The 21,802-nt window shown below is 66.7% G+C and carries 28 protein-coding genes, 1 tRNA gene and 1 pseudogene; 20 read left to right on the top strand and 10 right to left on the bottom strand.

Translation table 11 applies throughout. The features are described 5' to 3' along the window. Positions 1–2 precede the first annotated feature (2 nt). From ampE to IMW82_RS10285, 9 genes are all read right to left on the bottom strand, one after another. On the bottom strand, positions 3–872 hold the full coding sequence (gene ampE, locus IMW82_RS10325) for a regulatory signaling modulator protein AmpE (RefSeq protein WP_211004378.1): 870 nt from the start codon (positions 870–872) through the stop codon (positions 3–5). A 68-nt stretch (positions 873–940) separates the two neighbouring features. Beyond that, entirely contained in the window at positions 941–1,630 is a 690-nt protein-coding gene (locus tag IMW82_RS10320) for a hypothetical protein (protein ID WP_108471881.1), read from the bottom strand. 65 nt (positions 1,631–1,695) lie between these two features. After that, positions 1,696–2,670 carry an NAD(+) diphosphatase gene (gene nudC, locus IMW82_RS10315; RefSeq protein ID WP_108471880.1) on the bottom strand — a complete coding sequence of 325 codons (975 nt, stop codon included), beginning with the start codon at positions 2,668–2,670 and terminating at the stop codon, positions 1,696–1,698. An 11-nt stretch (positions 2,671–2,681) separates the two neighbouring features. Beyond that, positions 2,682–3,050 carry an iron-sulfur cluster insertion protein ErpA gene (gene erpA / locus IMW82_RS10310; RefSeq protein WP_189339749.1) on the bottom strand — a complete coding sequence of 123 codons (369 nt, stop codon included), beginning with the start codon at positions 3,048–3,050 and terminating at the stop codon, positions 2,682–2,684. Positions 3,051–3,096: 46 nt separating this feature from the next. Beyond that, positions 3,097–3,525, bottom strand: a complete 429-nt coding sequence (locus IMW82_RS10305; RefSeq protein ID WP_211004377.1) for a polymer-forming cytoskeletal protein — start codon at positions 3,523–3,525, stop codon at positions 3,097–3,099. Continuing rightward, on the bottom strand, positions 3,512–4,267 hold the full coding sequence (locus IMW82_RS10300; protein ID WP_108471877.1) for a DUF6776 family protein: 756 nt from the start codon (positions 4,265–4,267) through the stop codon (positions 3,512–3,514). The genes IMW82_RS10305 and IMW82_RS10300 overlap by 14 nt, the downstream gene beginning before the upstream one ends. 117 nt (positions 4,268–4,384) lie before the next feature. Then, positions 4,385–4,855: a bacterioferritin gene (gene bfr / locus IMW82_RS10295; RefSeq protein WP_108471876.1), complete on the bottom strand. Its 471-nt coding sequence runs from the start codon at positions 4,853–4,855 to the stop codon at positions 4,385–4,387. A gap of 126 nt (positions 4,856–4,981) precedes the next feature. Further along, positions 4,982–5,179, bottom strand: a complete 198-nt coding sequence (locus tag IMW82_RS10290) for a (2Fe-2S)-binding protein (RefSeq protein ID WP_199909838.1) — start codon at positions 5,177–5,179, stop codon at positions 4,982–4,984. A gap of 64 nt (positions 5,180–5,243) precedes the next feature. Then, positions 5,244–5,804, bottom strand: coding sequence for an RNA pyrophosphohydrolase (locus IMW82_RS10285; protein WP_108471874.1), 561 nt, complete (start codon positions 5,802–5,804; stop codon positions 5,244–5,246). Positions 5,805–5,985: 181 nt separating this feature from the next. Here IMW82_RS10285 and IMW82_RS10280 point away from each other — a divergent pair. The 15 genes and pseudogenes from IMW82_RS10280 (at position 5,986) to glmU (ending at position 17,712) form a co-directional block, all read left to right on the top strand. Further along, positions 5,986–6,062 (top strand) — tRNA-Met (locus IMW82_RS10280). Positions 6,063–6,224: 162 nt separating this feature from the next. After that, positions 6,225–6,386, top strand: a pseudogene (locus tag IMW82_RS17855) (Arm DNA-binding domain-containing protein); the annotation flags it as partial. A 568-nt stretch (positions 6,387–6,954) separates the two neighbouring features. Further along, on the top strand, positions 6,955–7,317 hold the full coding sequence (gene queD / locus IMW82_RS10270) for a 6-carboxytetrahydropterin synthase QueD (RefSeq protein WP_108471848.1): 363 nt from the start codon (positions 6,955–6,957) through the stop codon (positions 7,315–7,317). Between the two features lie 152 nt (positions 7,318–7,469). Continuing rightward, complete coding sequence (locus IMW82_RS10265; protein WP_108471847.1) at positions 7,470–7,859, top strand: phasin family protein; 390 nt, start codon at positions 7,470–7,472, stop codon at positions 7,857–7,859. 260 nt (positions 7,860–8,119) lie between these two features. Continuing rightward, the gene (locus IMW82_RS10260; RefSeq protein ID WP_234411331.1) at positions 8,120–8,485 is read left to right on the top strand and encodes an ATP synthase subunit I; all 366 of its coding nucleotides are present in this window, start codon (positions 8,120–8,122) and stop codon (positions 8,483–8,485) included. A 3-nt stretch (positions 8,486–8,488) separates the two neighbouring features. Beyond that, complete coding sequence (gene atpB, locus IMW82_RS10255; RefSeq protein WP_108471845.1) at positions 8,489–9,307, top strand: F0F1 ATP synthase subunit A; 819 nt, start codon at positions 8,489–8,491, stop codon at positions 9,305–9,307. A 63-nt stretch (positions 9,308–9,370) separates the two neighbouring features. Next, complete coding sequence (gene atpE / locus IMW82_RS10250; RefSeq protein WP_199909837.1) at positions 9,371–9,676, top strand: F0F1 ATP synthase subunit C; 306 nt, start codon at positions 9,371–9,373, stop codon at positions 9,674–9,676. Positions 9,677–9,774: 98 nt separating this feature from the next. Continuing rightward, entirely contained in the window at positions 9,775–10,245 is a 471-nt protein-coding gene (locus IMW82_RS10245) for a F0F1 ATP synthase subunit B (RefSeq protein ID WP_108471843.1), read from the top strand. Positions 10,246–10,248: 3 nt separating this feature from the next. Further along, complete coding sequence (locus IMW82_RS10240) at positions 10,249–10,782, top strand: F0F1 ATP synthase subunit delta (protein WP_108471842.1); 534 nt, start codon at positions 10,249–10,251, stop codon at positions 10,780–10,782. Positions 10,783–10,869: 87 nt separating this feature from the next. After that, the gene (gene atpA, locus IMW82_RS10235) at positions 10,870–12,420 is read left to right on the top strand and encodes a F0F1 ATP synthase subunit alpha (protein WP_108471841.1); all 1,551 of its coding nucleotides are present in this window, start codon (positions 10,870–10,872) and stop codon (positions 12,418–12,420) included. Between the two features lie 128 nt (positions 12,421–12,548). Further along, positions 12,549–13,466, top strand: coding sequence for a F0F1 ATP synthase subunit gamma (gene atpG, locus IMW82_RS10230; protein WP_108471840.1), 918 nt, complete (start codon positions 12,549–12,551; stop codon positions 13,464–13,466). 143 nt (positions 13,467–13,609) lie between these two features. Beyond that, entirely contained in the window at positions 13,610–15,022 is a 1,413-nt protein-coding gene (gene atpD, locus IMW82_RS10225; protein WP_108471839.1) for a F0F1 ATP synthase subunit beta, read from the top strand. 56 nt (positions 15,023–15,078) lie between these two features. Then, positions 15,079–15,504, top strand: a complete 426-nt coding sequence (locus IMW82_RS10220) for a F0F1 ATP synthase subunit epsilon (RefSeq protein WP_108471838.1) — start codon at positions 15,079–15,081, stop codon at positions 15,502–15,504. A 225-nt stretch (positions 15,505–15,729) separates the two neighbouring features. Beyond that, positions 15,730–16,266 carry a hypothetical protein gene (locus IMW82_RS10215; RefSeq protein WP_234411330.1) on the top strand — a complete coding sequence of 179 codons (537 nt, stop codon included), beginning with the start codon at positions 15,730–15,732 and terminating at the stop codon, positions 16,264–16,266. Positions 16,267–16,341: 75 nt separating this feature from the next. After that, positions 16,342–17,712, top strand: coding sequence for a bifunctional UDP-N-acetylglucosamine diphosphorylase/glucosamine-1-phosphate N-acetyltransferase GlmU (glmU, locus tag IMW82_RS10210; protein WP_108471836.1), 1,371 nt, complete (start codon positions 16,342–16,344; stop codon positions 17,710–17,712). Between the two features lie 76 nt (positions 17,713–17,788). On the opposite strand, the gene IMW82_RS10205 is transcribed toward glmU, so the two are convergent. Then, positions 17,789–18,781, bottom strand: coding sequence for a pteridine-dependent deoxygenase (locus IMW82_RS10205; protein ID WP_211004375.1), 993 nt, complete (start codon positions 18,779–18,781; stop codon positions 17,789–17,791). A 92-nt stretch (positions 18,782–18,873) separates the two neighbouring features. On the opposite strand from IMW82_RS10205, the gene IMW82_RS10200 reads away from it, so the two are divergent. The 5 genes from IMW82_RS10200 to IMW82_RS10180 all read left to right on the top strand — a co-directional run bounded on the left by IMW82_RS10200 (position 18,874) and on the right by IMW82_RS10180 (position 21,801). Beyond that, positions 18,874–19,143 (top strand): phosphopantetheine-binding protein, encoded by a 270-nt coding sequence (locus IMW82_RS10200; protein WP_108471835.1) that lies wholly within the window; start codon positions 18,874–18,876, stop codon positions 19,141–19,143. Between the two features lie 103 nt (positions 19,144–19,246). Next, positions 19,247–19,966, top strand: coding sequence for a xanthomonadin biosynthesis protein (locus IMW82_RS10195; RefSeq protein WP_108471834.1), 720 nt, complete (start codon positions 19,247–19,249; stop codon positions 19,964–19,966). After that, a complete protein-coding gene (locus IMW82_RS10190) occupies positions 19,963–20,262 on the top strand; it encodes a hydroxymyristoyl-ACP dehydratase (RefSeq protein ID WP_108471833.1) in 300 nt (99 codons plus the stop codon). The genes IMW82_RS10195 and IMW82_RS10190 overlap by 4 nt, the downstream gene beginning before the upstream one ends. Beyond that, positions 20,259–21,221: an acyltransferase gene (locus IMW82_RS10185; protein WP_108471832.1), complete on the top strand. Its 963-nt coding sequence runs from the start codon at positions 20,259–20,261 to the stop codon at positions 21,219–21,221. The genes IMW82_RS10190 and IMW82_RS10185 overlap by 4 nt, the downstream gene beginning before the upstream one ends. Next, positions 21,142–21,801 (top strand): LolA-related protein, encoded by a 660-nt coding sequence (locus tag IMW82_RS10180; protein WP_108471831.1) that lies wholly within the window; start codon positions 21,142–21,144, stop codon positions 21,799–21,801. The genes IMW82_RS10185 and IMW82_RS10180 overlap by 80 nt, the downstream gene beginning before the upstream one ends. Position 21,802 lies beyond the last annotated feature (1 nt).

Raw genomic sequence — 21,802 nt, 5'->3', positions numbered from 1 at the left:
GATCAGCTCACCCAGCCGCCGATCACGATCAGCGCCACCACGCTGAGCCAGACCAGCAGTGCCCGCAGCAGGGCACTGCGCAGACGCCGCAGCTCGGCCAGCGGATCGCTGTGCTCCTCGGCGTAACCGTCGCCGGCCTCGATGTCGATCAGCACGTCGGCCTGTGCCGCGGCACCCAGGAAACCCGGGCCGGCGCCGTACCAGCTGGTCGGCGCGGCCTGGCTGTGCCAGCGCCGCCAGGCACCGATCACCGCTTCCCAGTGGCCGACCACGGCCAGGGTGAAGGTCAGCAGCTGCGCCGGCAGCCAGTCCAGCGCGTTGGCCACGTAGCCGGCGGCGCGGCGGCCGTCCGGATCGAGCCGCAGCGCGTCGTTGCGACCCAGCGTCTGCGCCAGCCGGTACCCCAGCGCACCGGCCGGGCCGAGCAGGAAGAACCACAGCAGCACGGCGAAGCGCCGGCGCAACGCGGCATAGACGATCGCTTCGCCCAGCGCCGGCGCGTTCCACGGAATCGGCTGACCATCGTCGGCCAGCGCCTGCGCCGCGGCTTCGCGGCTGGCGCCGTCCGGGGCGTCCAGGATCGCCTCCAGGTCAGCTTCGAATTCGCGCGGGCCGAAGCAGTACAGCAACACCACCAACGCAAACAGCAGCGGCAGCAACTCGCCCAGCGGCGAACGCCCGAGCAGCCACTCCAGCAGCGCGCACAGGATCAGCGGCAGCAGCAGGGCCAGCGCCACGCGACCGCCGCCGCTGGTGTCTGCCAATTGCGCCACCCAGCGGCGGAACAGGCCGTCGCCGCGCCAGCGTGCCAGTTGCGGCATGAGGTGCAGCAGACCGAGGGCGACGAGGGCAACGAGCAGACGGATGGCCATGACGGAGGAACTCGCAGACAGTGGCTGCATTGTAAGCGACGTGCCGGCGTCGGTATCACCCGGCGCGGTCAGTTGCCGAAAATCGCGCGATGCGAGATCGCATCGACGGTGCCGTCGGCCGCCGCACGATCGAGCTGCGGGCCGCAGCCGTCGGCGTCAAGCGCCCGTTCGACCAGCTGACGCGTAACGAACTGGTTGGCGCTGCGTTCCATCTTCATGCGCTCGTACTTGCAGCGGCTGGCGGTGGTCATCGCGCGCACGGCCTGCCGCAGGCTCGGCCCGCTGCGCAGCAGGATACCGGCGCGTGGCGGCAGGCCCGAACCCGGCAGGCGCACGCGTGGCGCCCATTGCGTGTTGCCCGCCCCGGCAAGGGCAGCGTGGTAGTCACCGGAGCCGTCCGGCAGGTTTGCCGGCGGGGAGGTGACGAGCACCTGCGATGACGCAACGGCGCCCGGTGTTTGCGCTGCGGCCGCCGACCTTGCCAGGCGCGTCGTCCGGGGTCGCGGCAGTCGTGGCGGCGGGTTGGTGGATCGCGGCCTGTCGGGCCGTGCGACGAAGCTGAGCTGCAATGCCTCGCCGTTGTCGTGGCCGGTGGTGCGCGCCGCTCGGTACGGCAGCGCGGGGCGCAGCACCAGCGCCAGGGTGAGCAGGTGCAGCGCCGTGACGCTGCCGAGGATGACGCCGCGACGGCATGCGGCCCGCCAGGAGCGCGCAGGCGAAGACTCGCGGGCAGAGTGCGGGGTGCTTCCGTGCGCCATCGCCGCCGATCCTTCGTGGTGGATGCGGCTGGGACCGGAGGATTGACGCGAAGTTCGCGCCGGGGTCAGCGCGGTGTGGCGCCGGCGACCAGCGCATCCAGCTCCAGCCCCGCGCGCTGCCGCAGCCAGTGCGCCAGCAACTGGTAGGAGACCGACAGGCGCGTGGATGGCAGGAAGCTGCCGTCGGCGATGCCGTCGATGATCTGCTCGGGGGTGAACCAGCGTGCGTCTTCCAGCTCGTGGTCGCGCCTTGCGATGTGCCGCGAGCGCGCCGTGGCGATGAAGCCGACCATCAGCGAGGCGGGCATCGGCCACGGCTGCGAGGAGTGGTAGCGCACCTCGTCGACGATCACGCCGGCTTCCTCGGCCACTTCGCGGCGCACCGCGTCCTCCAGCGCCTCGCCCGGCTCGACGAAGCCGGCCAGGGTGGAATAGCGGCCGGGCGGCCAGCCGGCCTGGCGGCCGAGCAGGCAGGCGCCGTCGTGCTCGACCAGCATGATCACGGCGGCGTCGGTGCGCGGGAAGTGCAGCCGCGCGCAATCCGGGTTGGTGCATTGCGCGCGATGGCCGGCGGCGACCAGCAGCAGCGGCGCGCCGCAATGCGCACAGAAGCGCGTCTCGCGCTGCCAGTGCGCCAGGCCCTTGGCGTAGGCGAACAGGCCGGCCTCGTCGGTCGCCAGTTGCAGGCCGGCGCCGCGCAGGCTCATGCGGCGTGCGTCGAGTGCATGCTCCAGCTCGGCGAGGCGCGTAGGGTCGTCCGCCACCAGCAAGAAATGCGGACGCTCGTAGGCGATGCCGAGCAGGCTGGCGCGCTGCTCGCCGAGCCACCGTTCGCGCTCGTCGCTGTCGAGCCAGCGCAACGCATCCCGGTCGCGGTGCAGGAAGGCTTCGCCGGCATGGTCCAGCAGCAGGTAGCGCGCTTGCGGCGAGCGGGCCTGTTCGACGATCCACACCGACTCGTCGCGCGACTCGGCGACGCGATCGAGGACCAGGCTGAGCCCGGCGAACGTGTTCGGCGGCGGCAGTTTGGCCCGATCCATCGGCGGCGCGCTCAGGCCGAGAACGAGGAGCCGCAGCCGCAGGTGGTCTTGGCGTTCGGGTTGCTGATCACGAACTGCGCGCCGCTGAGGTTCTCGGCATAGTCGATCTGTGCGCCGCCCAGGTATTGCAGCGACAGCGGGTCGCACAGCAGGGTCACGCCGTCGCGCTCGATCGCCAGGTCGTCCTCGGCCTGGGCCTCGTCGAAGGTGAAGCCATACTGGAAGCCCGAGCAGCCGCCGCCGGAGATGTATACGCGCAGCTTCAGCGCCGGGTTGCCTTCTTCGGCAATCAGCTCATGCACCTTGTGCGCGGCGGCGGCGGTGAACACCAGCGGGGCACCACTGCTGCGGTAATCGGGGATCGCGACGAGAGTTTCCATGGGCATCTAGATGGGGGCGGGGCGGACTGGAGCCAAGCATACCGCTTCAGGCCGGCATGGCCTCGTCGAGTTCGGCGTCCGGCGCCGGCAATTCGCGCGGGGCGTCTCCGGCCTGGCGCGAGATACGCCCGTTGACCTGCGCACCGGCGGCCATTTCCAGCGTGTGGTAGCGCAGGTCGCCGTCGATGCGTGCCTGCGGCGCCAGTTCCAGCCGCACGCTGACGTTGACGTCGCCGGTCACGTGGCCATTGATCACCGCCTGCGGCACGTGGATCTCGCCGTGCACCTGGCCGTGTTCGCTGAGCGTGAACACGGCGTCCTCGCCCTCGCCCAGCACGCTGCCTTCGATGCGCCCGTCCAGGTGCAGCGCGCCGCTGAAGCGCAGGTCGCCGCGGATCACCGTGCCGCGGGCGATCAGGCTGGTTTCGTTGCTGCTGTTGCGATCGTTGCGATCGCTGCGTCTACGGTTGAGCATCGCGGTCCCCTTCGGTGTTGGTGATGTTTCCGCTCAGTGCGGCGCCCCATGCGACGGCACGGTTGACCGGCTCGCCACTGGCAGGCTGAATGCTGATGCGCAATCGCGTCGGACGGAAATCCGCCGGCAGCACGATGGTGCCGTGCAATTGCTGGAAATAGGTGAAGCGGAACGGCAGGCCGCTCTTCTGCGCGGCATCGCCCAGCGCCGGCCAGTCCAGCCGCGCCACCTGGTCGCCGCGCAGGCCTTCCACGCTGACCAGGGCGTTGCCGGAAATCTCGTCGCCGCGCTTGGCGTTCTGGGTCAGGCTCAGGCTGAGGTTCCAGCCGCGCGAGCCGGCGATCGGCTGCAGCTTCACTTCCTGCAGCTTCAGTCCCTGCCGCTGGGCGTCGCCGCCGACCAGCCGCGAGTAGAAACCCAGGTCGGCGCGCAGGCCGTTGAGTTCTTCCTCGCGCTGGGCCAGGGTGCCGCGCAGCGAGCGGGTGGCGATTTCATTGACCTGGGCCGCCCGCTGCAGGTTGGCGAGCTGCTGTTTCAGATCGTCGATCTGGCCGAGCAGGGCGCGTTGCTGGCGGTTGTCCACCGCGGCCGGAGCATTCGCCTGCCGGCTCAGCGCAGCAACGACCAGGCTGACCACCAGCAGGCTGCCGAGCCAGGCCAGGCCCAGCCACAGCCAGCGTCGGCGGTGGCTGGCGTCGTCGTGCCGGCGCACGACAAAACGCGGTGGTGGTCGTGAGGCCATGCGGCGCGTTCCGGGGAAAACCGAAGGTATAGCCCCGGCGTGACGAAAGCGTCAAGGAACGGGAGCACGCTTCAGGGCGCTGCCGGCGGGTGGGTGACGGCCGGCAAGCCGCGTGGCTCAGCCCTGCATCTTGCTCTGCAGGTAGCGTTCCGCGCCGATGTCCTTGACCAGGCTGAACTGGGTTTCCAGCCAGTCGATGTGTTCTTCCTCGTCGTGCAGGATGTTTTTGAACAGATCGCGGCTGATGTAATCGGCAATGCCTTCGCTGTAGGCGATCGCCTCGCGCAGGTCCTTCACCGCGGCCAGTTCCAGGTCCAGGTCACCCTGCAGCGATTCCAGCGGGTTCTCGCCGATGCGCAACTTGCCCAAGTGCTGCAGGTTCGGCAGGCCGTCGAGGAACAGGATGCGCTCGATCAGGTGATCGGCGTGCTTCATCTCCTCGATCGATTCCTTGTACTCGTGCTCGGCCAGCTCGGTGTAGCCCCAGTTCTTGAGCATGCGGCAATGCAGGAAATACTGGTTGATCGCGGTCAGTTCGTTGTAGAGCACCTTGTTGAGGAACTCGATGACCCTGGCATCACCTTTCATGGTTTCCACTCCGATCGAAGACAACACGGACTATACAAACTCCGCGTGTGATCGGTGGCAAGGTGAATGGCAACGATCCGTCGCCGCAGAGTCGGGGACTTCGCAGCGGGGCGATGAAAGGGAAGCTCAGGCGGTGGCGAGCGGCAGCGAACAGGTGAACTGCGACAAGGCCTGGTCGAACGTGGCACGCGCTTCCTGCTCGCAGCACCCGCAGCAGTCCGAGCAGCCGGTGCGGGCCTGCAGCTCGGCAAAGGTGTGCACGCCACCGGCGGCTTCGCGGCGAATGTCGTGGTCGGTGACGGCGTTGCACATGCAGATATACATGGTGCGCATTGGAACGCGAATGCGAATGATTGTCAACTATGATTGACTGGCCGCGGCCATCCGTTCAGGCGGCGGCGCGGCCGTCGCGGGGACCGGTGGGCGGGTTCCCGGCGTCCTCGCGCGGCGGCAGGCTGCCCAGCTGGATGCCGAACAGATCCTCGACCAGCGGCGCGAAATGGCGCAGCGCCCGCTCGTACACCTGTCGCTTGAAGTTGACTACGTGCGCGGCGGGGTACCAGAAGTCGACCCAGCGCCACAGGTCGAACTCCGGCTTGTCGCAGGCGTCCAGTTTCAGCGCGTCCTCGTCACCGACCAGCTTGAGCAGGAACCAGACCTGCTTCTGGCCGATGCAGGTGGGCCGCTGGTGGTGGCGCACGTAACGGTTCGGCAGGCGGTAGCGCAGCCAGCCGTGGGTGGCGCTGATCACCTCGACGTGGTGCGCGGCCAGCCCGGTTTCCTCTTCCAGCTCGCGGTACATCGCCTCCAGCGGGGTCTCGTCCGAGCGCATGCCGCCCTGCGGGAACTGCCAGCCGTCGCGATTGACCCGGCGCGCCCAGAACAGCCGGCCATCCGCACTCAGCAGCACGATACCGACATTCGGACGATAGCCATCTACATCAATCATGTCGTCTCCTGGGGTCGAACGGCACCGTATGGCCGGCAAGACCGCAGCGAAGTCCTGCCGCCGATTCAACCACGGCGCGCAAAGCGGCGGCAAGCGGCAGACTTGAACCTGCCGGGCTACCCGACTAAACTGCCGCGCCCCGCCCGCATCGTTCCGATGCCGGTACGGCGGGTTCCCCCAAGGCTATGTAGCTCAGCCGGTTAGAGCACAGCACTCATAATGCTGGGGTCGGTGGTTCGAGTCCACCCATAGCCACCAAGAACCTATCCGAAGACGTCCACAGAAGTCCAGAAAACCCAGGTTTACCAAGGGTTTAAGCCTCTTCTTTGTCCGTACATGTCCCAGTCTGTCCATTGTAGTTCGATGGAAGCGACGGTAGGTTCGACGGTAGCTGACCCCTCCACCTGAGGTGCTACCGTCATGCCGCTTACCGACATCGCCATACGCAACGCAAAGTCCGCCAGTAAGCCATTGAAGCTGACCGATGGGGGTGGTTTGTACCTGTTATTGAATCCGGGCGGTTCGCGCTGGTGGCGCCTAGACTATCGGTTTGCGGGTAAGCGCAAGACCCTGAGCATGGGTATCCAAGTGATGAATGTGCACAAGGCAAAAGGAAAGCAGTTCGATGGCGTCATCGTGGTTCGCGAAGCAAGGCACGATGGACAACAACTGGTCTCGTCATTCGTGTGGTGGGGCGACCAGCCCCCTTACCATCGCAGTCGCAAGATTCTCAGGGTCGCTATCACGAGAGCAAAAACCCACGCGTTGATGCTTGGGCCCATCTATCCTGCCTGCCCTATCGTTGGCCAACACAAGCTCTAACGCTCAGTTCGTTGCGATTGGTTACTAACTAGCCAGGCTTAGGGCCACACGCTGTGTGGACCGCAAATGACTTCATTGCATGCTGATGTGAGCGACAGCCGTTAGAATGGTCAGGAACCTGTAGTGGTAGTACGAAGCGTCTGACGGTAACTATGACGGTAGGTGCTGCTGATATACTTCAGAGAATTGCATAAGACAAGGGCTTGTAGGCCGTTGTTCGAGTGCACCCATAGCCACCATCTGCCTGTCCGAAGACGTCCAGATACCACCAAGAACCGGGCGTGTACCCTTCCGCCGGTCCATCCATCGCATCACGCAGGCCTACGCCATGCACATCTTCAAGGTATTCCAGCTCGAGGCGGCGCATCGGCTGCCGAACGTGCCGGCCGGGCACAAATGCGCACGGCTGCACGGGCATTCGTTCCGGGTCGAGATCCATGTGGCCGGCGAGCCGGACCCGCAGTTGGGCTGGGTGATGGACTTCGCCGACGTGAAGGCGGCCTTCGCGCCGCTGTTCGACCAGCTCGACCATCACTACCTCAATGAGATCGAAGGACTGGAGAACCCGACCAGCGAGACGCTGGCGCGCTGGATCTGGCAGCGCCTGCAGCCGCGCCTGGTGGGGCTGGACAAGGTGGTGGTGCACGAGACCTGCACGTCGGGCGCGAGTTGTAGCCGCGACAGTCTTTGACGCGTCGCAATGTTTCATCGAAGCGCCATAAACTGGCGTTTCTAAATGAATATTTTCTTACAACGCAAGTAGACCTCAAAAAATATATTGCAATGCACAAAAAGTGCTGTTAGAGTGCCTGCCACTACCCCATCCTCAACGAGGACAACGTCATGACGCAGCAACTCAACAACCAGCTTTTTGCCTTCACCAAGCAGTTCACCGACAGTGCCTTCAAGGCCCAGTCGCTGGCCCTGAAGGGTCTGGAGACGGTGGCCGAGCTGCAGCTCAAGGCGCTCGAGGAGCAGAGCAAGGTCTCCGCCGAGTTCGTCGCCGAGGCACTGGAGACGCGTGACATCAATGGCCTGCGCAGCCTGTGGGAAAAGGGCGTCAGCCTGAGCCGCGAGAATGCCGAGCGCGCAGTGGCGGTTTCGCAGGAAGTCCTGGCGGTCACCCAGAAGACTGCCGAGTCGCTGAATGCGCTCGTGCAGGAACAGCGCCAGGCCGCCAATGACGCGGTTGCCGCGCCGGTCGCCGCTGCCAAGAAGGCTGCCGCCAAGTAATTTCCGCGGTACCGTCGTGCGATATGCAATGAAGCAGGGCCGAACCTTGTGTTCGGCCCTGTTTGTGTGTGCCGTCGCAAGAACATGTGCAGCGGCAATGGGCTGGCAGGCGATCAGACAGTGGATTTGGCCTTGTGGGCACGATGCCGCAGGCCGCACGGCTTGTTCCTGCAATTGCCGCACTGATATACTTTTGCGGATTGGATCGTGGCCCGCAGCTGTATCGGTGCCGCCTGGTGCAGGCCGCGCGGAGACGCTACGTGCTCAACAGTCTTGCCTCTGGTCGACGTCTCGCCTTGCGCATCGTCCTGCTGCAGCTTGCGGTGGCGTTGCTGGCTGGCCTCGTGTTTCTGACGCTGGGGCACCGTGAAGCGGTGTCGGCGGCGGCAGGCGCGGCGATGGTGGCGCTGGGTACCGCGTTGATGTCGACGCGATTCTTCAGCGGCCTCGGCGGGGCGGGCCTGGCGTTGAGCCGCCTGCTGACGGGCATGTTCCTGAAATGGATCGTGATCGTCGGGGGGCTGGTCGTGATCCTGTTCCAATTCAAGTTGCCACCGCTGGCCGCCATCACGGGGTTGGCGGCGGCTTACGCGGTTTATCTGCTGGCGTTCAGATTCAAGGGTTGATCCATGGCAAGCGAGCCGACTGGCGGTCTTACCGAATACATCCAGCACCATCTGACCCACCTCACCCCGCACACCAGCGAGGGCGGTTTCTGGGCGGTGCATGTCGACTCGGTCACCGTGTCGCTGGCGCTGGGCGTGCTGTTCTGCCTGTGGTTCTGGCTGAAGGCGCGCAAGGCCACGGCCGGCGTGCCGGGCAAGGGGCAGGCCTTCGTCGAGATCGTGCTGGAGTTCGTCGACGGCCAGGTCAAGGATGTGTTCCATGGCGACCGCCGCGTGCTGGGCCCGCTGGCGCTGACCGTGTTCGTCTGGGTGTTCCTGATGAACGCAATGGACCTGCTGCCGGTCGACCTGCTGCCGTGGATCACCGAAAAGTTCGGCATCGGCCACTTCCGCGCCGTGCCCACCGCCGACATCAACATGACCTTCGCGATGTCGCTGACGGTGTTCGTGCTGATCATCTTCTACAGCTTCAAGGCCAAGGGCGCCGGCGGCTACATGCACGAGTTGTTCACCGCGCCGTTTGGCAAGCATCCGCTGCTGTGGCTGCCGAACTTTGCACTGAACCTGGTCGAGCTGGCCTCCAAGCCGGTGAGCCTGGCGATGCGACTGTTCGGCAACATGTACGCGGGCGAGCTGGTGTTCATGCTGATCGCCGGTCTGTTCAGCGCCGGCGCCGGCCTGGCGGGTTGGGCGCTGTACGGCGCGGGCATCATCGGCTACACGGTGTGGGGCATCTTCCACATCCTGATCATCTCGATCCAGGCGTTCATCTTCATGGTGCTGACGATCGTGTACATCTCGATGGCACACGATCACCACTGATCCGCGTACCTCGAACTTTTCGCTTCAACCGCTTTGTCCATTTCAGTTTGAATTTCTCAGGAGATCGTCGTGGAACTCATCGCTCACATTGCTCAAGTCCAGTCTTTCACCGCCATTGCACTGGGCCTGATCATCGGCCTCGGCGCGCTTGGTGCCTGTATCGGTATCGGCGTCATGGGTTCGAAGTTCCTTGAAGCCGCTGCGCGTCAGCCGGAGCTGGTGCCGCTGCTGCAGGGCCGCATGTTCCTGCTGGCCGGCCTGATCGACGCCGCGTTCCTGATCGGCGTGGCGCTGGCGATGTACTTCGCCGTGGCGAACCCGCTGCTGTCGAACGTGATGAGCGCTGCCACCGCTGCAGCCGGTCACTGATCGATCGGCTCACGGCGCCGCTTCGGCGGCGCCGCATTCCCGCAATGACGCTTCGGCGTGTTTGCCCGTAATACACAGCAACTACAGGTAACGCAGCGATGAATTTCAACGCGACCTTGATTGGCGAAATGATTTCGTTCGCCATCCTGATCTGGTTCAGCGTCCACTTCATCTGGCCGCACATCAACAAGGCCATCGAAGATCGCCAGATCAAGATCGCCGAGGGCCTGAATGCCGCCGAGCGCGCCCACGCCGAGCTGAAGAGCGCGGACGTGAAGGTGGCCGGCGAGATCAAGCAGGCACGCCAGCAGGCCTCGGAGATCATCGACAAGGCCCAGCAGCAGGCCAACCAGATCATCGACAAGGCCCGTGGCGAAGCAGTCAGCGAGATCAACCGGCTGAAGGCGGCGGCGCAGGACGACATCGCCTCGATGGCACAGCGCGCGCGCGACCAGCTGCGCGAGCAGGTTGGCGCGCTGGCCGTGCAGGGCGCCAGCAAGATCGTGCAGCGCGAGGTTGATGCCTCCACGCACAAGGCCCTGCTCGACCAGCTCGCGGCAGGTCTTTGATCCATGGCCCAGGCAATCACCCTCGCTCGCCCGTACGCCCGTGCCGCGTTTGAAGTGGCGCATGCGGCCGGTTCGCTGGCCGCATGGTCGCAGGCGCTGGCGTTCGCCGCCGCGGTGGCGAAGGACCCGCGCGTGGCCGGCTTCGGCAACGATCCGCGGGTGCTGCCGGCGCAGCTGGTGGCGCTGCATCTGCCCGCCGGCGTGGCCGCTGACAGCCCGTTCGGGCACTTCCTTGCCGAGATGGCCGAGCAGCGCCGGCTGGCGCTGCTGCCGGAAACGGCGGAACTGTTCGAGGCGTTCAAGCGTGAGTCCGAGTCGCAGCTGCTGGTCAAGGTGACCAGCGCGATGGCGCTGGACGCGGCGCAGTCCGAGCAGCTCAAAGCCTCGCTGAAGCGCCGTTTCAAGCGCGAGATCGAACTGGAAACCCGAGTCGATGCCTCGCTGCTGGCTGGTGTGGTGATCGATACCGGCAGCGAAGTGATCGACGGCTCCGCCCGCGGTCGACTGGCGAAGCTGGCCAGCACGCTGAGCCATTAGTTTCAAGCGAAGTCCGTTTCGCGAAGAGCAAAACCCGGCTCCATGCTGGACTCTTCAAAAGAGAATTCAATTTCGGGATAGGCAACCATGTCCAGCACAACACTGAATCCGTCCGAGATCAGCGAACTGATCAAGAGCCGCATCGAGCAGTTCAAGCTCGGCGCGGAAGCGCGCAACGAGGGCACGATCATCAGCGTGTCCGACGGCATCGTGCGCATCCACGGCCTGGCCGATGTGATGCAGGGCGAAATGATCGAGCTGCCGGGCAACGCGTTCGCGCTGGCGCTGAACCTCGAGCGCGACTCGGTCGGCGCGGTGGTGCTCGGTGAATACCAGCACCTGCGCGAAGGCGACACTGCCAAGACCACCGGCCGCATCCTCGAAGTGCCGGTCGGCCCGGAGCTGCTCGGCCGCGTCGTTGACGCGCTGGGCAACCCGATCGACGGCAAGGGCCCGCTCAACGCCAAGCTCAACGCGCCGATCGAGAAGGTCGCGCCGGGCGTGATCTGGCGCAAGTCGGTCGACCAGCCGCTGCAGACCGGCTACAAGTCGGTCGACGCGATGATCCCGGTCGGCCGCGGCCAGCGCGAGCTGATCATCGGCGACCGCCAGACCGGCAAGACCGCGCTGGCGATCGACGCGATCATCGCGCAGAAGGATTCCGGCATTAAGTGCATCTACGTCGCGATCGGCCAGAAGCGTTCGTCGATCGCCAACGTGGTGCGCAAGCTCGACGAGAACGGCGCGCTGGCCAACACCATCATCGTGGTCGCCTCGGCGTCCGAGTCGGCCGCGCTGCAGTACGTCGCGCCGTACTCCGGCTGCGCGATGGGCGAGTACTTCCGCGACCGCGGCGAAGACGCGCTGATCGTCTATGACGACCTGTCCAAGCAGGCCGTGGCCTATCGCCAGATCTCGCTGCTGCTGAAGCGCCCGCCGGGCCGCGAGGCGTATCCGGGCGACGTGTTCTATCTCCACTCGCGACTGCTCGAGCGCGCTTCGCGCGTGTCCGAGGAATACGTCGAGAAGTTCACCAACGGCGCCGTGAAGGGCAAGACCGGATCGCTCACCGCGCTGCCGATCATCGAGACCCAGGGCGGCGACGTCTCCGCATTCGTGCCGACCAACGTGATCTCGATCACCGACGGCCAGATCTTCCTGGAGACCGACCTGTTCAACGCCGGCATCCGCCCGGCCGTGAACGCCGGTATTTCGGTGTCCCGCGTCGGCGGCGCCGCGCAGACCAAGATCGTCAAGAAGCTGTCCGGCGGCGTGAAGCTGGCCCTGGCGCAGTTCCGCGAGCTGGCCGCGTTCGCGCAGTTCGCTTCGGACCTGGACCCGGCCACCCGCGCGCAGCTGGACCGCGGCCAGCGCGTCACCGAGCTGATGAAGCAGAAGCAGTACGCACCGCTGTCGATCGCGGAGCTGGCGCTGTCGGTCTACGCCGCCGAGCAGGGCTACCTGGACGACCTGCCGGTGAACCAGGTGCTGCCGTTCGAGAAGGGCCTGCACGCGTTCATGCACCAGAACCACGCGGACTTGATGAAGACCATCGTGGCCACCGGCAACTGGGACAAGGACATCGAGGCCGTCTTCAAGGCCTCGCTGGACGAGTACAAGAAGACCGGCAGCTGGTAATCAGGAGCCGGGAATAGAGAATCGGGAGTCGGGAATCGGAACAGCAACGGCGCCTCGCGCCACGCCTTGAACCATTCCCGATCTCCCATTCCCGATTCCCACGAGTGAGCAAAGCGAGCGAGTAGAGCATGGCCAGCGGACGCGAAATCAAAACCAAGATCAAGAGCACGCAGAACATGCGCAAGGTGACGCGCGCGCTCGAGATGGTCTCGGCCTCGAAGATCCGCAAGGCGCAGGACCTGATGAAGGCCTCGCGCCCGTACGCGCGTTCGATGCGCAAGGTGATCGCGCACGTGGCGCAGGCCAGCACTGACTTCAGCCATCCGTTCCTGGTCCAGCGCGAGGCCGTGGCGCGGGTCGGCTACATCGTGGTGTCGACCGATCGCGGCCTGTGCGGCGGCCTCAACTCCAACCTGTTCCGCCGCCTGTTGCCGGCGATCGCCGAGTGGCAGAAACAGGGCGTGCAGGTCGACGTGGTGGCGATTGGCCAGAAGGCCGTATCGTTCTTCCGCCGCATCAAGGGTGTCAACCTGGTCGGCAGCGTCAGCCACCTCGGCGAGAAGCCGAAGCTCGAACAGCTGGTCGGCGTGATCAAGGTGATGATGGACGCCTACCAGGCCAACGGCCTGGACCGCGTGTTCCTCGCCTACAACGACTTCGTCAACACCATGACGCAGAAGCCGACCATCGACGCGCTGCTGCCGCTGCCGCTGGTGGCCACGGAAATGGAAGCGCACCAGGCCGCGGGCGAGTCGGCCTACGCCGGGGTCAAGCTGGAAGCGAGCCACGACTGGGATTACATCTACGAGCCGGACGCGCAGACCGTGCTGGAGCACGTGCTGACCCGCTACATCGAGTCGGTGGTGTACCAGGCGGCGCTGGAGAACCTGGCCAGCGAGCACGCCGCGCGCATGGTGGCGATGAAGAGCGCGTCGGACAACGCGAACAAGGTGATCGGCGAACTGACCCTGGTCTACAACAAGGCCCGCCAGGCCGCGATCACCCAGGAAATTTCCGAGATTGTCGGTGGTGCCGCAGCGGTGTAAGGGTTTATTGACTGCGATCATCCCTGATCGCAGAAGCAAAGATCAAAAGGCGGCCATCCGTGGCCGCACTCCTAGTAAGAGCGACGTTTCATTTGGCGCTTTGTACACAACGAAATCTTAGAGATTCATCCGGAGCTATCAGCATGAGCCAGGGCAAAGTTGTTCAGATCATCGGCGCGGTCATCGACGTGGAGTTCCCGCGCGACCAGGTGCCGCAGGTGTATGACGCGCTGAAGATCGACGGCACCGACATCACGCTGGAAGTGCAGCAGGTGCTGGGCGACGGCATCGTGCGCACCATCGCGCTCGGCTCCACCGAGGGCCTGAAGCGCGGCCTCGAAGCGCGCAACACCGGTGAAGGCATCAAGGTGCCGGTCGGCAAGGCCACGCTCGGCCGCATCATGGACGTGCTCGGCAACCCGATCGACGAAGCCGGCCCGATCGGCGAGCAGGACCGCTGGGTGATCCATCGCCAGGCGCCGAGCTACGCCGACCAGGCGGCCGCCAGCGATCTGCTGGAAACCGGCATCAAGGTGATCGACCTGATCTGCCCGTTCGCCAAGGGTGGCAAGGTCGGCCTGTTCGGCGGCGCCGGCGTGGGCAAGACCGTGAACATGATGGAGCTGATCAACAACATCGCCAAGGCGCATGCGGGCCTGTCCGTGTTCGCCGGCGTGGGCGAGCGTACCCGCGAGGGCAACGACTTCTACCACGAGATGAAGGACTCCAACGTGCTGGACAAGGTCGCGATGGTGTACGGCCAGATGAACGAGCCGCCGGGCAACCGTCTGCGCGTGGCGTTGACCGGCCTGACCATGGCCGAGTACTTCCGCGACGAGAAGGACGAGACCGGCAAGGGCAAGGACGTGCTGCTGTTCGTCGACAACATCTACCGCTACACGCTGGCCGGTACCGAGGTGTCCGCGCTGCTCGGCCGCATGCCGTCGGCGGTGGGCTACCAGCCGACCCTGGCCGAGGAAATGGGCGTGCTGCAGGAGCGCATCACCTCGACCAAGACCGGCTCGATCACCTCGATCCAGGCCGTCTACGTGCCCGCGGACGACCTGACCGATCCGTCGCCGGCCACCACCTTCGCCCATCTGGATGCGACCGTGGTGCTCTCGCGCAACATCGCCAGCCTGGGTATCTACCCGGCGGTGGACCCGCTCGACTCGACCAGCCGCCAGCTCGATCCGAACGTGATCGGCCAGGAGCACTACGAGGTCGCGCGCAAGGTGCAGGGCACACTGCAGCGCTACAAGGAACTGAAGGACATCATCGCGATCCTCGGCATGGACGAGCTCAGCGAAGAGGACAAGCAGGCGGTGGCCCGCGCGCGCAAGTGCGAGCGCTTCTTCTCGCAGCCGTTCCATGTGGCTGAGGTGTTCACCGGCTCGCCGGGCAAGTACGTGTCGCTGAAGGAAACCATCCGCGGCTTCAAGATGATCGTCGACGGCGACGTCGACCACCTGCCGGAACAGGCGTTCTACATGGTCGGCGGCATCGAGGAGGCGATCAAGAAAGCGGAAGAGATGGGCGCCAAGAAGGCCGCCTGATCCACCGGGCGGACCGCGCGTCCGCCCGCCGCCTTCAAGTATCTGGAATCTGAGCCATGACCCACACCATTCGCGTCGACATCGTCAGTGCCGAAGCCGAGATCTTCTCCGGCGACGCGACGATGGTCATCGCCACCGGCGAGATCGGCGAACTCGGCATCACGCCGCGCCACGCGCCGCTGATCACCCGCCTCAAGCCGGGCCACGTCGACGTGCTGCTGGCCGGTGGCGAGCGCCAGCAGTTCTGGATTTCCGGTGGCATGCTGGAAGTGCAGCCGCAGGTGGTCACCGTGCTGGCCGACACCGCCGCCCGCGCCGCCGATCTGGACGAGGCCTCCGCGCAGCGCGCCAAGAAGGAAGCCGAGGACGCGCTGGCCAACCGCACCGACGCGATGGAAATCGCCGAGGCGCAGGCCAAGCTGGCCGAGGCGATCACCCAGCTGCAGGCGCTGGAGCGGCTGCGCAAGAGTCTCAAGCACTAGGCTTTTGCGATCATCCCTGATCGCGGAGATCAAACGGCGGCCATCCATGGAAGTGAAGTTCGTGCACTCATCCATGAGTGCAGAGTGAGATCAAAAGGCAGCCGTCCATGCCGCACTCAAGGATGAAGCGGTCGCTTCGATGAATATCGCGGAAAAGAACGCCGGCCTTGTGCCGGCGTTTCTGCATCGGCACGATGCGGTCTGGGCAGCACAGGGAAGATGTTGATGACAGGATCGATGTTCACTTTCCGCCATGGCAGCTGCGTGCTGTTGCTGCTGCTGGCCGGTTGCGCCACGCCACGTCACCCGCCAGCGCCGCCGGCCACCGGCGATGCGTCATGGCGGATGGTGGTGTCACCCGGCACGGTGCGCTATCCGCTGGCGCTGGGCGAGGTGTCCAGCGGCGCCACGCCGTTTCGGCGCGTGGTGCCGGTGTATCCGCCCGGCCAACTGGCGAGCTGTCCGCCGCCGCAGGAAGTGCCGGCGCTGCTGATCGTCGATGGGCAGGGCAAGGTCGGCGAAGTACGCGTGACGGACGAGGCGCAGGCCGATGCGGGCCGGCAGGCCTTCATCGACGCCGTGCGCGTGGCTGCGCTGCAGTGGCAATTCAGTCCGCTGACGATCAATCGCTGGGCCGCCGATGCCGACGGCAACAGCCACGTGGTCGACAGCGGGACGAAACCTTTCAGCCTGGCCTATGTGTTCCGTTTCGAATGCCACGCCGGCAAGCCCGCGGTATCGGCCGCGGCGGCTCCGCGCTGAGCCCCCTGGCCGCCATCGTCCGGGCCGGGCTGGCTGCTATGCTTTTTCGATCAGGACGCGTCAAGGCCTTATTCCATGAACCAGACTCCGCTCCACGTCGTCATCCTCGCCGCCGGCGCCGGCACGCGGATGAAATCGAGTCGCCCGAAAGTGCTGATGCCACTGGCCGGGCGACCGCTGCTGGCGCACGTGGTCGACACCGCGCGGGCGCTGCAGCCGGCGGCCATCCATGTCGTCTATGGCCACGGCGGCGACCAGGTACGGGCCGCGTTCGCCGGCCAGACCGATCTGTGCTGGGTGCTGCAGGCCGAGCGGCTGGGCACCGGCCATGCGGTGGGGCAGGCGCTGGGCGAGATCCCCGACAGCGCACGCGTGCTGGTGCTGTACGGCGACGTGCCGCTGACCCGGGTCGACACCCTGCAACAACTGGCGTCGGCGGAGGGAGGCTTCAGCCTGCTCACCATGCGCCTGGCCGATCCGCGTGGCTACGGCCGCGTGCTGTGCGACGGCAACGGCCATGTGCGGGAGGTGATCGAGGAGAAGGACGCCGACGAGGAGCAGCGTGCCGTCAACCTGGTCAACACCGGCATCCTCGTGGCGTCTGCGGCCGCGCTGCGCGTCTGGATCGCCGGACTCGACTGTGACAACGCGCAGGGCGAGTACTACCTCACCGACATCTTCGCGATGGCGAGTGAGGAAAAGCGCCCCGCGCTCAGCGTGGAGTGCGCCGATCCGGTGGAGGCTTCGGGCGCGAACGATGCGCTGCAGCTCGCCGGGCTGGAGGCCGAGTACCGCCAGCGTGCGGCGCGTGCGCTGATGCGGGACGGCGTGCGGCTGGCCGATCCCCTGCGCATCGACGTGCGCGGCACGGTCGAGGCGGGGCACGATGTCGAGCTGGACGTCGACGTGATCCTGGAAGGCCGCGTGACGCTTGGCGACGACGTGCGCATCGGCGCGTTCACCCGGTTGAAGGACGTGCAGCTGGCCGCCGGCACGGTGGTGCTGACGCACTGCGACCTCGACGGCGTGGTGACCCATGGCCCCTGCACGATCGGCCCGTTCGCGCGGCTGCGCCCCGGCACCGAGCTCGACGCCGGCGTGCACGTGGGCAACTTCGTGGAAACCAAGAAGGCGCATCTCGGCGAAGGCAGCAAGGCTAACCACCTCACGTATCTTGGCGACACCGTGGTGGGCCGCGGCGTCAACATCGGTGCCGGCACCATCACCTGCAACTACGACGGTGTGAACAAGCATCTCACGCGCATCGACGACGGCGCCTTCATCGGTTCCAACAGCGCGCTGGTCGCCCCGGTGACGATCGGCGCGCAGGCCACCATCGGCGCCGGCTCGGTGATCACCCGCGACGCCCCCGCCGGCGAACTCACCGTGGCGCGTGGCAAGCAGCAGACGTTCGAGGGCTGGAAGCGGCCGGTAAAGCAGCAGTGAGTGATGGAGCGGGAAACGGGTCGCAGGCGTGCTTGCCCTTGTTTCCCACTTCTCGTCTCATCGCCCGGCTCTCGCCTCAGACGTAACGCCAGCCGTCGATTTCCACCAGCAGTTCGCGGCGGCAGATGTCGCCGTGCAGCAGCAGCACCGGCACGCCGGGCAGGCGCTGTTGCAGGAAGTCGCGCACGCGCGCGGCGTCCGCCGCATGGCGCACGTAGGCCTTCAGCGGCGAGCGGGTGTCGAAGCCGGCGGCCATGCCGGCGCTGGCCAGCAGCGCCTCGAGGTTGACCAGGGTTTCTTCCAGCTGGGCGTCGAGGTCGTCCTCGTGCGCCGAGGCGTGGCCGACCACCGCGGCGGTGCCGGAGATCGCCAGCACGTCCTGCGCCGGCAGGCTCATCGCGCGGGCGAAGCTGGGCGGGGTGCGGCCGTACTGGCGCGGGTAGCACCAGGCGCTGACCTGGCGCGGGTTTTCCACCCGCAGGCCGGGCTGGTCGCTGGCCAGCAGGTAGACCTGCAGGCGGTGTTCGTCGCCGTGGTGGCCGATTGCGGTGGCGGCGGGGAAGCCTTCGGCGAAGAAATCGCCCATGCCGGCGGCGCGGCCGTCGCAGAAGTGTTTGTAGCGCTCGGCGTCGCCGTCGCCGTGGTTGATCGCGCCGAGGTAATTCCAGACCCGCAGCACGTGTTGCGCCTCGCGCGTGGCGACGAAGCGGTGCAGCTGCTCGTAGACCAGCCGGGCGGCGGCGGTCGGGCCGCCGTGTTCGCGTTCGTCCAGCTCGATCGCCACAAACAGCCAGCCGCCGCCGGCCGACCAGCGCAGTGCGCCATCGCTGCCGCAGCTGACCGGCGCATCGACTTGCCACAGCTCCAGCGGCGCGGGCGCATCGAACGCTTCCAGCGCCACTTGCAGGCAGCGCGGGTCGGTGCTGGCCGGGGTGCCGGCGCCGAAGCCGAACAATGCCAGCGTGCCGGGTTCGGCCAGCAGCGCGGCGGCCTCGCCGACGCGGTAGGACACCTGCGGCGCGCGACGCGGCTGCAGGTCGATCTGGGGGTTTTCACATCCCTGCATCATGGCGTACAACCGGGAACGACAAGGGCGCTATGTTACACTCCGCGCCCACTGCCACCGGGGGGAGGCAATGAATCCAGAGTACGGAACCGAGCATGGCGGAACAGACAGCGGCGCAGCACGAATTGGCCACCCTGATCGTGGCATGCCTGAATCTGGAGAGCGTGACCCCGGAACAGATCGACCCCGATGCACCGCTGTTCGGCGGCGAGCTGGGGCTGGATTCGATCGACGCACTGGAAATCGCGCTGGCCGTGTCCAAACGCTACGGCTTCCAGCTGCGCTCGGACAACCCGGACAACCGGCAGATCTTCACCTGCCTGCGCACGCTGTCCGCGCATGTCGAGCAGAACCGCGCCAGCTGACGCCAGCGGTGCGTCCCGGTTGCGTTCACCACGCTTTCTTCATGCTGCGTTCCAGCGCCCGTGGCAGGCTCGACGTTCCGGCGGAGCCGACGCGGAACCCGGCATGACATCCTCTTCACTTTCACCCGACCACAGCACGCGGCGCTACGGCCTGTTGTTGCTGCCGGCCTATCCGCTGCTGGCGATCGCCGGCGCGGTGACCGGGCAGCAGTTTTTCGCGCTGCTGGCACTGGCCCTGCTGCTGACCGTGCTGCTGCTGCCGCAGCTGCTGGCGCGCCGCACGGCGGCGTGGCTGCTGTGGTCGGGCGTGCTGGCTGGCCTGTTGCTGAGCTGGCGCTTCGGCTTTGCCGAGTTGCTGCTGGAGGCGGTGCCGGTGCTCATCCATGCGCTGCTGGCAGTGTGGTTCGGCCGCACGCTGGCCACGGCCGAACCCCTGGTGGAGCGCTTCATCGCTGCCATCGAGGGTCCCGAGCGCCTGCGCCAGCCGGGCGTGGCTGCCTATGCGCGCCAGGTCACCTGGTTCTGGACGCTGCTGCTGGGCGGCCAGGCGCTGCTGCTGGCCGTGCTGCTGCTGTGCGCCGATCACAGCGGGTTGCTGGCGCGCGCCGGCATGGCCTCGCCGCTGTCGGTACCCGAGCGCTGGGCCGCGACGTGGTTGCACCTGGGTGGTTACCTGCTGCTGGGCGCGGCGTTCCTGCTGGAATACGCCTGTCGCCGCTGGCGGCTGCGTCATCTGCCGCATCCCGGCCTGCACGACATGCTGCTGCAGCTGGCGTTGCACTGGCCGCAATTGCTGCGCGGCAAGCGTGTGGCGGCGCCATGAGCACCGGCTTCGAACAGACGCTGCGCGTCGGCGCGGAGCATCCCGCCTTGCCCGGCCACTTTCCCGGCGCGCCGCTGGTGCCGGGGGTGCTGCTGCTGGAGCAGGTGGCGCTGGCCCTGCGCAGCTGGCGCGGCCAGCGACTGGGCCGCGTGCTGGAAGCGAAATTCGCGGCACCGCTGCTGCCGGACGAGACGGCGCAGCTGCATCTGACGGCGACGGACGGATCGCGCATCCGTTTCGAGATCCGGCGTGACGGCATGCTGCTGGCACGCGGCCTGGTCGAGGGAGCGACATGAGCACGCATGGACACTGGCAGAGCCGGCCCGAAGGCGGCGGCCGCTTCGCGCTGTGGCTGATCCGCACGATTGCACTGCACGGCGGGCGCCGCCTGGGCCGGCTGTGCCTGTACCCGATCACGCTGTACTTCTTCCTGCGCCGGGCGCCGGAGCGACGGGCCTCGCGGCAGTACCTGCAGCGCGTATTCGGCCGGCCGGCCACGGCGTGGCAGGTGCTGAAGCACATCCACTGCTTCGCTGCGACGATCCTGGACCGGATCTTCCTGCTCGCGCACGGCGAAAAGCCGTTCCGGATCGAGACCGAAGGCCTGGACCTGCTGGACGAGCGCATCGCGCAGGGTCGCGGCGTGTTGCTGTTCGGTTCGCACCAGGGCAGCTTCGAGGCGTTGCGGGCGATCGGTGCGCGCCGGCCGCAGATGCCGCTGCGGGTGGTGCTGGACAAGCAGAAGACGCCGGCGATGACCGAGCTGCTCGAAGCGTTGGCGCCGGACGTCGGCGCCTGCGTGATCGACGCGGCGCAGGACGGCACCACCATCGCACTGGCGATGGCCGAGGGCTGCCGTGACGGCGCGCTGGTGGCGATGCTGGCCGATCGCGGCCGTGGCCATGAGGTGCTGCGGCGCACCGGCTTCCTCGGCTCGCCGGCGCCGTTCCCGATCAGCCCGTGGCTGCTGGCGCATACGCTGCAGGTGCCGGTGGTACTGTGCTTCGGCCTGTACCTGGGCGGCAACCGCTACAAGCTGGTCTTCGAGCCGTTCAGCGACCAGGTGCAGATCCCGCGGCAGCACCGCGGTCCGGCGCTGGATGCGTTGATTGCCCGCTACGCGCAACGGCTGGAACACTACGTCCAGGTCGCTCCCTACAACTGGTTCAATTTCTATGATTTCTGGCAAGACGCGCCTGTGGCTGCCGAGCCTGCTGCTGAGCCTGTTGCCGTGGGCGAGCACGTCGGCGTCTGAAGCGGCCCCGGCGACATCGGCATCGACCCTGGTGGCTGCGCTGGGCCAGCCGGCACCGGCGCATACCGCATTCGCCGAGGCGCGCTTCCTGCAGGTGCTCGACCGGCCGCTGGTGGTTTCCGGCCAATTGTCGTGGCTGGGCGGCGATCGGCTGCAGCGGCGCGTCGAACATCCGCAACAGGAAACTGCCACCATCGCCGACGGCGAAGTGACCCAGCAGCGCGACGGCCGCAGCGCGCGGCACTTCTCGCTGAAGCGTGCGCCGCAGCTTCAGGTGCTGCTGGACAGCTTCGTGGCGTTGCTCAGCGGCGACGCGGCGCGCCTGCAGCAGGCGTTCGAGATCCACCAGCGCGGCGACGCCGACGGCGCGTGGACGCTGACCCTGGTGCCGCGCGATGCCCGCGTGGCGAAGACCGTGGCCAGCATCCGCATCGACGGCTATGCGAAGGCCTCGCGCTGCATGCACCTGCAGGAAGCCGACGGCGACCTCGCCGTCGACCTGCTCGGCCCGCTGGCCGCGCAGATGCCGGCCGCACCCACCCGCGAGACGCTTGAGGCGCTGTGCCAGGGCGCACCTTGAG

The sequence above is a fragment of the Rhodanobacter sp. B2A1Ga4 genome, assembly GCF_018101315.1.
Classification (GTDB): domain Bacteria; phylum Pseudomonadota; class Gammaproteobacteria; order Xanthomonadales; family Rhodanobacteraceae; genus Rhodanobacter; species Rhodanobacter thiooxydans_A.
This window is presented reverse-complemented; position numbering and strand designations above follow the sequence as displayed.